This is a genomic window from Mycoplasmopsis mustelae, from assembly GCF_004365095.1.
GTDB classification, from domain to species: domain Bacteria; phylum Bacillota_I; class Bacilli_A; order Mycoplasmatales; family Metamycoplasmataceae; genus Mycoplasmopsis; species Mycoplasmopsis mustelae.
Map to the genome: position 1 here is coordinate 86,690 of NZ_SOCN01000002.1, position 12,097 is coordinate 98,786.

10 protein-coding genes, 2 tRNA genes and 1 rRNA gene are annotated in these 12,097 nt (G+C 28.8%); all 13 read right to left on the reverse strand.

Annotated elements, in window-relative coordinates; all coding sequences use genetic code 4:
• Window positions 1-4: 4 nt before the first annotated feature.
• Window positions 5-1,063: a zinc-dependent alcohol dehydrogenase family protein gene (locus BCF59_RS02770; protein WP_234851423.1), complete on the reverse strand. Its 1,059-nt coding sequence runs from the start codon at window positions 1,061-1,063 to the stop codon at window positions 5-7.
• 121 nt (window positions 1,064-1,184) lie between these two features.
• Entirely contained in the window at window positions 1,185-1,727 is a 543-nt protein-coding gene (gene hpt, locus BCF59_RS02775; protein WP_134111032.1) for a hypoxanthine phosphoribosyltransferase, read from the reverse strand.
• Between the two features lie 49 nt (window positions 1,728-1,776).
• Window positions 1,777-2,259, reverse strand: coding sequence for a transcription elongation factor GreA (gene greA, locus BCF59_RS02780; protein WP_134111034.1), 483 nt, complete (start codon window positions 2,257-2,259; stop codon window positions 1,777-1,779).
• Window position 2,260: 1 nt separating this feature from the next.
• On the reverse strand, window positions 2,261-2,944 hold the full coding sequence (locus tag BCF59_RS02785; RefSeq protein ID WP_134111036.1) for a BC85_0335 family putative methyltransferase: 684 nt from the start codon (window positions 2,942-2,944) through the stop codon (window positions 2,261-2,263).
• Entirely contained in the window at window positions 2,934-3,371 is a 438-nt protein-coding gene (ruvX, locus tag BCF59_RS02790; protein WP_134111038.1) for a Holliday junction resolvase RuvX, read from the reverse strand. Before ruvX ends, BCF59_RS02785 begins: the two co-directional genes overlap by 11 nt.
• Window positions 3,359-5,980, reverse strand: coding sequence for an alanine--tRNA ligase (gene alaS, locus BCF59_RS02795; protein ID WP_134111040.1), 2,622 nt, complete (start codon window positions 5,978-5,980; stop codon window positions 3,359-3,361). The genes ruvX and alaS overlap by 13 nt, the downstream gene beginning before the upstream one ends.
• An 8-nt stretch (window positions 5,981-5,988) precedes the next feature.
• Window positions 5,989-7,107, reverse strand: a complete 1,119-nt coding sequence (gene mnmA / locus BCF59_RS02800; protein ID WP_134111042.1) for a tRNA 2-thiouridine(34) synthase MnmA — start codon at window positions 7,105-7,107, stop codon at window positions 5,989-5,991.
• Between the two features lie 66 nt (window positions 7,108-7,173).
• Window positions 7,174-8,616, reverse strand: coding sequence for a proline--tRNA ligase (proS, locus tag BCF59_RS02805; protein ID WP_134111044.1), 1,443 nt, complete (start codon window positions 8,614-8,616; stop codon window positions 7,174-7,176).
• Window positions 8,617-8,692: 76 nt separating this feature from the next.
• Window positions 8,693-8,767, reverse strand: a tRNA-Gln gene (locus BCF59_RS02810).
• Window positions 8,768-8,772: 5 nt separating this feature from the next.
• A tRNA-Tyr gene (locus tag BCF59_RS02815) sits at window positions 8,773-8,856 on the reverse strand.
• A 94-nt stretch (window positions 8,857-8,950) separates the two neighbouring features.
• On the reverse strand, window positions 8,951-9,823 hold the full coding sequence (locus BCF59_RS02820; RefSeq protein WP_134111046.1) for a hypothetical protein: 873 nt from the start codon (window positions 9,821-9,823) through the stop codon (window positions 8,951-8,953).
• 7 nt (window positions 9,824-9,830) lie between these two features.
• The gene (locus BCF59_RS02825) at window positions 9,831-11,729 is read right to left on the reverse strand and encodes a S8 family serine peptidase (protein ID WP_134111048.1); all 1,899 of its coding nucleotides are present in this window, start codon (window positions 11,727-11,729) and stop codon (window positions 9,831-9,833) included.
• Window positions 11,730-11,886: 157 nt separating this feature from the next.
• Window positions 11,887-12,097, reverse strand: a 23S ribosomal RNA gene (locus BCF59_RS02830); the annotation flags it as partial.

Genomic DNA, 12,097 nt, shown 5'->3' on the forward strand with positions numbered 1-12,097 from the left:
TTACTTATTTACTTCAGTCGTTTTCTAAAATTACCTTGAGTGCCTTATTAGCCCCTGCATTTTTAAAGACATCATATGCAGTTTCTATCTCTGAAAATTTAAAGTGATGTGTCACCATTTTAGTAGCATCAATTTTTCCTGATTCAAAGACATCTAATAACATTTGGGTAGTAGTAGCATTTACTAAACCAGTTGATAGTGTAATGTTTTTGATTCATAATTTTTGTAAATCGAAACTAACTGGTTTTCCATGTACTCCTACGTTTGCAATATGTCCACCGATTGCAACAACATTTTGCGCAATGTCAAATGTAGCTGGATAACCGACACACTCCATTGCAACATTAACACCTTTTCCATCGGTAATCTCTAAAATTTTATTTTTAATTTCCTCTAAATCGCCCGATTTAATTGCATGTGTTGCACCAAATTTCATCGCAGATTGCAATCTTGATTCAGAAAGATCTACCATAATAATTTTTGATGGTGAATAAAATTGGGTAGTTAATAATGCAGAAAGTCCGATAGGTCCTGCCCCTATAATACAAACTGTATCACCTGGCTTAATGTGTGAATTTTGTACTCCAATTTCAAACGATGTCGGAAAGATATCTGATAACATAACTAACGCATCATCTGCTATTGATTTAGGAACATGATGTAATGAACCATCAGCATGTGGAATATGTACATATTCAGCTTGTGTTCCATCAATTAAATGACCTAAAATTCAACCACCTGTTTGACAGTGCGCTGGCAATCCGCGTTTACAATAAAAACATTTATTGCATGATGTAATACAAGAAACAATAACTTTATCTCCTACTTTAAAATTAGAAACAGCAGAACCAACCTCTTCTACGATCCCAATCCCTTCGTGCCCTAATACTTTTCCGGGTTGAGTTTCTGGAACATCACCCTTTAAAATATGCAAATCTGTACCACAAATAGTTGTTTTAGTAATTCGAACCACAGCATCTGTGGGTTTTTGAACTCTCGGTTTATCCATTTCAACTACTTGAACTTTTCCTTCAGCGTTGAAGGTAATTACTTTCATCTTCATAATTAATCTCCTTGTTATATTAATATTATAAAGCCATAATATTATAGAACTATTTTTGTATAAAAAAACAAAAAAGTTAAAAAAAGCATAAAAATTTAGCTATTTTTACAGTTTTTGGTTTTTATAAATATTTTTTATCAAAAATTCCAACATAAGGTAGATTTCTAAGACGTTCCTTATAATCTAATCCAAAACCGACCAAAAAAGCATCCGGTACTTGAAAACCAAAATAATCTGCTTGAATCTTTGTTTTACGATGGTAAGGTTTATCCATTAGTGTTAATATTCGTAGCGATTTTGGTTGACGAGCTAATAAAATATCACTAATTTTTTCCAAAGTTATTCCACTATCTATAATATCTTCTACAATCAGAACATCTTTATATTTAATATCTTGCGCTAAATCCATAACAATTTTTACACTTCCTTTTGATTCACTACTACCAGCGTAACTGCTTGCTGTCATAAAATCAATGCTATGGTCTATTGTTACATCTTTAATTAATTGTGCTAAAAAAGGAATTGAACCTTTTAATAAACCGACAATAATCAAATCCTTGCTATTTTGATACGTTTGATTCACTCATTGAGCACAATTTTTGATTTTATCTTCAATAAATTTTTTGGTAAATAATATTTCCTTAACATGTGGGTGTTTTTGCATTTTTTTCTCCTTTAATTTTATTTATAAAAGCCGTAAGAAAATACGGCTTTTATAAATGTTCTACATTAATTATTTTCACTAAATATTTATTTGGAGCTTCTATCTCAACAGTATCTCCAGGCTGTTTTCCAATCATTGCAACAGCTAGTGGACTATCCATAGAAACTTTATCTTTAAATGGGTCGGCATCATGTGAACCAGTAATAGTTACTGACTTTTGTTCATTTGAATTTAAGACCAAAAAAGATACTAACGAATTAATTCCTATAGTATTATCATTTTTATCAGAATTTGATTCAATGATTTGAGCATTATCAAGAATGTTTTCTAATTCACTAATACGACCTTCAACTATTCCTTGACGTTCTCTTGCGGCATCATATTCAGCATTTTCAGATAAGTCACCCTGCGCACGAGCTTCTTTAAGTGCTTCTTGTACCGCTTTACGTTCTATATTAATTAATCTTTCATATTCTGTTTTATATTCATTATATTTTTCTAAAGATAAATAAATAATGTTTTTGTTTTCCATATTACTCCTCATTTTTATTTTCTAATTTTATATTTTTTTTCACAATAAATAAGAATTTATTACTAATATATGAAACTTCGTGTTGGATCTTATTCTTTTTTAACAATTGCACCAAATCATAGGCCTCACGGTTTTTAAAAAACTTTAAACAAATTGCAATCATTCCGTTTTCATTTAGTTTCTGATAATATTTTTGATAAATACTCATAATATCTAAATTACTACTAAATACACAAACAAAATCTAATGGTTGGTCATCATAAGGCAAAATAGCTTGTTGAAATTCTTCAGGCATTTTTCTACGTACTTGATTATATTTTTCAAAATCAAATTCATCAATTAAATAATATCCAGTAGTTTTAACTTTTTCAACTACCGCAGCAAATGCAAATAAGTCACGTTTAGACAAAATTAAAAGTGATTGATAATGATTTAGATATACAGTATTGATAAGTCCTTCAATATCTAGATCATTAGATTTTGAACGAAATTCATCTTTGAGAACAAACGGAAGTTGCCCAATATCATTACGCATTGATTGTACTTTTATAAATGCTTCTTCTTGTGCCTTACGCACATATTTAGCACGATACCTACGAACTCAAATTTGAATTACAATATATGTAGTAATTCCTAATACGAAGACAACAATAGCAGAGATAATTAAAATTGTTTTATATGACATAATTAAATTTATGCTTATAGTAATCTAAATAATCTTGCAAAATCAAAACTGCCGCCAGTTTGTCTTTGTATTGTTTACGTTTTTGTCTAGTATAACCTGCTGAAATTAAAGTTGCTTCAGCTTTTTTAGTAGTATATTGTTCATTAACATAAATATATGGGATTTGAAATCTTTGAATTAGCATTTTTGTAAACTCCTCAACCATTAATGTGCGCTCACTTTTCTCTCCACTTATTTTTAAAGGATACCCTATAACAAAACCATCGATAGGATAGATACTTAAAAAATATTCAACTCGTTTAATAACCGCATGAAAATCACATTCTGACATCTGAAAATTTTCTAAACCGCTAGCGATTATTTCGTTTTCATCTGTTATAGCAAAACCACAAGATTTAGTCCCTAAATCAAAAGCTAATTTTCTCATTTTAAGCTGTGTAGTAGTGCTGAAAAATCTTTTCTGGTATTTAATTTACCAATAGCTAAAATAGCATTACCACCGCCTTTACCATTTAATTGTGTAAATAATTGTTGTGCTATAAAATTAGAATTAACTACTTTTGAAGCAATAGCCAGCATGGGTTGTGGGTCGTCAGAAGTCAAAATGACAATTGCATCTGGATATTTTTCGCGGATGCTCGATGCTAATGTTTTAATTTGAGCGCAATTAATGTTTTGATTTAGATAAACTGGTTTGTTGTTGATACTTACAAATTCTAAAGAATCTAAATTAAGGACATGTTTTTCTGCGTTTTTCTTAGTAACTATCACAAAATCAGTTCTTAGTTTCACTATCATATCATTTATGTAATCAATCGCAGCTTCTAAATCATCTGGAATGTCTAAACTTATTCGATATTCTGAATCAAGCTTTTCTAATTTAACTAAATTTTTGTTGAACTCTTCTAATAAAGCATCTTTGCGTTGTTGTAAGTATTCATTAACTGTTACGTTTGAAGAAATTGCGCGAATTCTATATATACCAGCCGCTTTTTTTTCTATATTTGTAATTTTAAAATTTTCTAATTTTGCGCTGTTTGACAAGTGTGTACCACCACACAAATCTGCAGTAATCCCTTCGAATTGCACAATTCGTACTGACTTTGGATCCATATATTCAGCTTCTTCTAAAGTCATTATAGCACCCATTTTTTTTGCCTCATCGGTAGTCATAATTAAATAATTACGATTAGCGTTTTGCTTAATATAAGAGCGAACCAATTGCTCAATTTGTTTAATTTGGATATCTGTTGGTTTGTTGTCTGCTGGTAAATCAAAAGTTAAACGTTCTTCATTATTATCACTACCTAATTGTTTGATTTGTGGACCTAAAATATGTCTTAGCGCACAAAACAACAAGTGTGTGCCGGAATGATTACGCTCTAAACCATTACGTATTTTCTCATCAACAAAACATTGTACACTATCAAATTTATTTATTTTTCCTTCAACTTTGTGAATATGATTTCCAAATTTATCTTTAAAAACATCTAAAATAATAATTTTATTATTATTTTGTAGCATATAACCACGATCATGTTTTTGACCACCACTAGTTGCATAAAATGGTGTTTGTTTTAAAACCACATAAGATACTGTTTTACTTTCGCTTATTTCGGTTTCGGTATTTAACAAGTGTAAAATTTCTGTTTTTGTTTTTGTATTGGTATAACCGATAAAAACATCTTCTTTTTCTTTAATCAAAGCTAAAGAATTAATCACTTTATCCATACCAAATACTTTTTTACTGCGACTAATTTCAGAGTGTTTTTGCTTTGCTAATTCAAAACTTTTATATTCTATCTCAATGCCTTCTTGCGCTAAGATTTCGGCAGTTAATTCAATTGGAAAACCATAAGTTTCAAATAGTTTAAAGGCTATTTCACCTGAAAAAATTTTTTGATGAGGCTGAATTTCTGATTTTAACAAATCCCTACCATTTTCAATAGTTTTATTAAAAATTTCTTCTTCTTCTAAAATAACATCCGCTACAGTTTTTGAATCATACTCATAAGGTAGTGTATTCTTAATGACTTCCACAAGCTGATATAAAAACGGCTGGTAAATTCCTAATTGCATCGCTATATAAACACTACGACGAATTAAGCGGCGTAAAATATAGCCACGACCTACATTAGATGGTTTGGCACCATCTGCGATTGCATTAACTACAGCTCGCATGTGATCTGCAATAATTTTAAAGTAACTATTAATCTGATTTTGTTGCTCATCTTTACTAAAATATGCTTGAGTGTTATATTCAAAAGTTGTGTAACTTTGGATTTTATTAATAATTGGTAAAAATAAATCACTATCATAATTAGTTGGGGCATTTTGTAAAATTGAAACTAAACGTTCAAAACCAGCACCTGTATCAATATTTTTTTGCTTTAGCTCAGTATAATTACCTTCACCATCAGAATTATAGGTTGAGAAAACTATATTTCAAATCTCTATATAACGGTCGTTCTCGATATCATTTTGTAATAGTTCAATTCCCCGCTTATCATATTTTTCACCGCGATCATAAAAAATTTCTGTGTTTGGACCACATGGCCCAGAACCAACTTCTCAGAAGTTTGTTTTTTTATCTCCAGCTATTAGATGCTCCGATTTAATTCCGTATGATAATCATAGATTTTTGGTTTCTAAATCTTCAAAATAATAAGTAAAATAAAGTTTTTCTAAATCTAAATTTAGTCAGTTAGTCAAAAAATCAATAGCAAATTCTATCGCTTCCTTTTTAAAGTAATCACCAATTGAAAAATTACCTAACATTTCAAAAAAAGTATGATGACGCGCTGTGATACCTACGTTCTCGATATCATTAGTACGAATTGATTTTTGATAATTACATAAACGCTTTGCTGGTGGTGTTTTTTTACCTGAAAAATAATCTTTTAATGTTGCTACACCACTATTAATCCATAATAAAGATGGGTCATTTTGTGGAATTAAACTTTTAGAATCTACAATAAAATGTTGTTTGGAACCAAAAAAATCCAATCATTTTTTTCTTACTTCTTCTGCCTTCATTTCTGCTCCTATAAATAATCCAATTTTTCCCCATTATAAAAAACTTCATCAATTGTTGCTCCACCAATACATTTCTCCCCATCATACAGTACTATTTGTTGCCCCGGCGTTACCGCTAATGCTCCGCTTGGGTAACTAATTTTTATATGTATTTGGTCTAATATTTGTATAAATACTTTAATATCATCTTGTCGATAGCGAAATTTAGCTGATAAATTGTTTAAATTATATTTTGTATGATTAAAAGTATAACCAGAAGCAACTAAGCTATTGGATTTTAAAAAATGTGGTTGACTACTTGGAGCAACATATAAAATGTTTTGTTTAACATCTCGTCCACATACATAATATGGCTCGCACATTCCACCTAAGTTCAACCCTTTTCGCTGTCCTATAGTATAATAAAAACAACCAACATGACTTCCAATTTCTTTTTTAGTAGTAATATCTATAATTACTCCATTTTGTGCTGGAATATAGTTTTGTAAAAACTTCGTAAAATCTCGCTCTCCGATAAAACAAATGCCAGTCGAATCTTTTTTTTGTGCTGTTGCTAAACCTAGTTCCTGCGCCAATGCTCTAATTTCGGTTTTAGTTAAATCTGAAAGCGGCATTAAAACTTTTGAGAGTTGTTCACTATTTAATTGTGCTAAAAAATATGTTTGATCTTTTTGACTATCTTTTGCACGATATAAATGACCATTTACAACTTTTGCATAATGACCCATAGCGATATAATCAGCATTTAGATGTTCAAAGGCATATTTAGCAAACTTATCAAATTTAATATATTTGTTACATAAAATATCCGGATTAGGTGTGCGACCTTTTTTATATTCGGAAATAAAGTTTTCAAAAACGTTATCTCAATATTCGGCCACGAAGTCTATACGATATAGTTTGATTTTTAATTTATCAGCAACTTTTTGTGCATCTTTATAATCTTGTTCTTGAGGACAAATCTCATTATTTAAATCCTTATTCCCTAAAAAATCATTATTTACTGCGCTATCTCAATTGCGCATAAATAAACCAATAACTTCATAACCTTGCCGTTGTAATAAATAAGCACATACCGATGAATCCACTCCCCCGCTCATTCCTAAAACAACTCTTTTTTTTTGCATACTACCTTTCCAAAATTAATTATATAAAATTCTATAATATAAAAAACTAGACATTTGCCTAGTCTATTAATATGCTTTCGCAAAGACGACATAGCGATTTGTTTCTTTTTGGCAATCTGAATAAATACATTTATGAGTCTGTTGTGGTTTTTTAAATAATTTTATTGGTATGCATCTTGCTGTTGCTCCAGTTTCTTCTTTAATAACTTCTTCGGCTCGATCTAAGCAACAAAATGGAGCATAAACAAATTTGGCTTTTTTAATTTCTTTTTGAAAATCATCATAAGAATATACATATGCAACATTATTTTGTAATCTTGTTAATGCTGTTTTATATAAGTTTTCATGAATATCTTTGAGTGTTTTTCTAATGGTTTTTTTAACATCAATAATTTTTACCTGAAATTTTTGCAAGGTGTCTCTACGCACAAAAGTAACCTCATTATTTTCTGCGTCTCGTGGGCCAATTTCTATACGTAGTGGAACCCCTTGGATTTCACTATTTGATGCTTTAAAACCAGGATTGCGATCACTATTGTCTAAATTTACACGAAACTTTTTATTTATTTCTTGGTATATTTGTTTTGAAATATTTGAAACCTTTTCTGATTTTTTTGCAAATAATTCTAAAATATCGATTTGAATTGGTGCAACGTAGGGAGGAATAATTATTCCACGGTTATCTCCGTGTGTCATAATTATTGCACCTAATAAACGAGTAGAAACTCCCCATGAAGTCTGATAAACAAATTCTTGCTCGTTGTTTTTATTTTTAAAAGTTATTTTATAGGGTTTTGAAAAGTTTTGAGCTAAATAGTGGCTAGTTCCTGCTTGTAATGCTTTGCCATCTTTCATCATTGCTTCAATAGTATAGGTTGAACAAGCGCCCGCGAATTTTTCCTTAGGAGTTTTTTTTCCAATAATTGTAGGAATTGCTAAATAATTTTTTAAAAATTTTGCATAAGTACTAATCATTTCTCTTGTAAATTTTCTTGCTTCCATCGCATCAGAATGACATGTGTGCCCTTCTTGTCATAAAAATTCACGTGATCTTAAAAAAGGATTAGTAGTTTTTTCTCATCGCACCACATTTGCCCATTGATTATAAATTAAAGGTAAATCATTATGTGAATTAATTGATTTTTTAAATAAATCAGCAAATAAAACTTCAGATGTAGGGCGGATTACTAATGGTTCTTGCAAACTACGCTCCCCCACCATTAATACGGTTGCTAATTCAGGATTAAAACCCACAATATGTTCTTTTTCTAATTCAAATAAACTTTTTGGAATTAATAAAGGTAAATAAACATTTTTAATTCCTTTTGAAATAAAAATATTGTTAAGATTCTTTTGTATTAATTCCCAAATTCCGTATGAATTTGGTTTAAAAATAATTGAACCTTTAGTTGGTCCATAAGCAATTAAATTACCATTTTTAACTACATCTGTATATCATTTAGCAAAATCTTGTTCTAATGGTGTAATTTTTTCTAATTCCCTATTCATAATTGTCTATTATACACTTTTTAGCTATATATCATGCATAAATGGTATAAAAAAACACCTTAAAATTAAGGTGATATGGCTGCCCCAGTTAGATTCGAACTAACGCATGTCGGAACCAAAACCCGATGCCTTACCGCTTGGCTATGGGGCATTAAATGGTGGGGGGGGAGGGATTCGAACCCCCGAATCCTAAGAAAGTGGGTTACAGCCACCCGCATTTGGCCGCTTTGCTACCCCCCCATTTATAAATTGCTAAATTATTATACCACTAAAAATTTTATTTCAAATTTTTTAATCTATTTTTACAAAAAAGATACTATTGTATAGTATCTTTTTAAAATATTTCAATTTTTGTGTCAGATAATTTATTTAAATTAAAATTGCTAAATTCAGAACTTTTTGTATCTATTAAATATGATTTTTGTAATAACTTTAAAACAGAAACATTTTTTTTGCTATTATTTCTAACTGGTCCGAAAGCGCTTCCGAAATCATTATATCTTTCAAATGTTTCTAGACCATTTTTAATAAACTTATCAAAATATAAAATAGATATAAAAGAATCTTTATAATATCGAGATCCTATATAAGGAAATTCATTATGTGATTTATTATCTTCGGTAACTTTATTTAATCAACGCTCTTTATATTTTATACCAATTATTAAGTTGTTGTCTTTTATTTGTAATGAATCTATATAACTATCATTATAATAATCAAATTTATAATAATATATATATTCAAAACGATCTCCAGGATATCAAGTTTGTGGGTAAACTGCAGGTGCATTATTAGAATAATTAGGATTATTCCTAAGATCATATTCTAAATCTGGTTCTCTTAAAATTAATAAATTTATTAAAATTTTATTATATTTAAGCGGAATTAATTCGATGATAATATTTTTGTTTAAATATTTCTCTAAATTAGAATAATCTCAATTAAAATTATAAGCAGTTTTAATTTTCCTTCAGCTATTTTTACTATCAAAATTTGAATCTTTATTTAAAATTTTAAAATAGCTATTATTTCTATCTATTTGATTTAAAAATATATTTGAATTTTCACTATATAAAATTAATGAGTCTGTTTGATATTTGCTTTTTAGTTTTCTAATTTCATCATTATTAATATTAGTACAAGAAATAGCAACAGGAAATAAAGAGAGAGATGAAATTATAGTTAGAAATTTATATTTTCACTTCATAAAAATCTTATACTGATAATTTATTTAAATAAACGTCTTTTCCATCTCTATCTTCTAAAATAATATAAATAGAGTCATAATACAAGTTGTATCAATTATAATCTTTTTTTAATTTTATTGTTAAAGAATATTGAAAGGGATAAAACTGAGATGTTCATTTATTAGGTAAAATATATCTATTTGTTGATGTGGCGTTATCATCAATATCATTATTTTTACCTATTCCACTGTAACTTGATAAATGAAATTGTCTATAAGTTCATTCCGGTGTTGCATATATATCACCCTTTAATTTAGTATTTATAATATTAATATGTTGATCAATTTCTTTTTTATCAATTGTTTCCCTCTCTTTTTTACTTAATTTATGCAAATCACTAAAACTTGAAACTATAGCAATAAATCTACCATCACCTGAAACTTCTTTTGTAAATTTCATTTCTTGATTTTTTGCGTAATACAAATCTTTTACTTTTATCTTTTTGATTTTTTTAGAAAAATATTTCATTTTTTTTCAATTAATAAAACCACTACCTACATTTTTTGGTATATCATTTGGCGCATAATTATCATACTTACCCAAATCAAAACTAGCCAATAGAATTGCCTTCAGCTCCGGAACTTCATAATCATAATTATTCAGAGCACTAAGCAATGCAGATAAAGCAAGTAAAACAGGTGTTGAAAAACTAGTTCCAGCTCATTTGTTAATATCTGGGTCATCAAATTTAGTCGATGTGCTTTGTGGATCTGGTTCTAAAAGTAGCGTTTCCTCAGAAAATTTATCTGGTCCCAAACCTAACGGTGAGTCTTCAAATTTTTTTATTGTACCATTTGAATAATTTTCTACTTCGTTAGTATTTATATCATATGCACCAATAATAAATGTATTTTTTGATCTTTGTATTGAAAATGGTTTTTTCCAAAACTCTAATTCAGCGTTAAATATTTCTTTGGTTTTTTCCAATATTGATTTATTTTGGGAACTTAAATTATTTAAATTTAACTTTTTATATATAAGTTCTTGAATTAAATCTAACCATTTTGGTATTGATTCATTTGAATTGCCAGCGGATATAAAAAATTTCATATCATATTTATATGCATATTCATCAAGCAATGCAGCTTCATCGGGATATTCAATAGAAATTATTTTTTCAAAATTTTTATTTTTAGTAGCTATTTCACTAAAATTTAAATTTAAAATAGCATTATATAAATCAAAAAAAGTTTTATCATAAAAATTAGAATAACTTAAATTTATATATTTAACTCTATTTTTTCTAAAAAATTCTAAATTTGATCTTAATATTTCTAAATTTGATTTTTTTTGTATTCTACGAAAAGAAGTGGAATAAAATTTTGCATTTCTCAATAATCCTGAATCCGAACCAATTATAGATGCAATTTTTGTTGCATGTCCATTTATTTGTCAAGACTTTAAAAATGAATCATCGTATCTTTCGTATTTAGCACCTTTATCACTATTTTTTATTTTATAATACACGTCTGTACTCGTTAAATCATTATTGTAATTTACATAGCCGCTTTTTGCGTTATTGTTTGATATTTCTTCTGTTTGCGAAAAAATATCATTAATATAGTAATACATATCAAACAAATTATAATTAAGTTTACGATTTGACTGATATACATTATCCGTTGTATTGCCATTAAATTTTAATATATTAAAATCAATAACCCCATCGTCTATGATTCCTATTTTAACTTCTTTATTCGATCTTTCTTTAACACCTAGTTTATTTCATAATTTAGAATGAATGTTATCATACTTTCAGATATCACGCACTAAATTTTGATCATAATTAATAGATACAGAAAACCCGAAACCGGTCGTTGCAGCAATGCTTGTAAATAGACTTAATTTTTTAATTCATTTTTTCATATATCCTTTCGCTTACTTAACATAGATAAATGCAATTTATACCTAACACTATTATTATATAACTTTCTCGAATTAAAAAAATACCCCAACGGGGTTTTGTGCTTTGAAAACTGAATAGTAAATTCATAATTCATTAAAATGTCTTGAATCCATCCTAACTTTTAAACCTTTCAATTTATTAGTAATGGTCAGCTGAATGTATTACTACACTTACACTTCCATCCTATCAACCTCGTAGTCTACAAGGAATTTCAAGGGAATACTTATCTTTAAGGAGGCTTCCCACTTAGATGCTTTCAGCGGTTATCCTTTCCGTACTTAGCTACCCAGCTATGCTTCTGGCGAAACAACTGGAACACCAGCGGTAC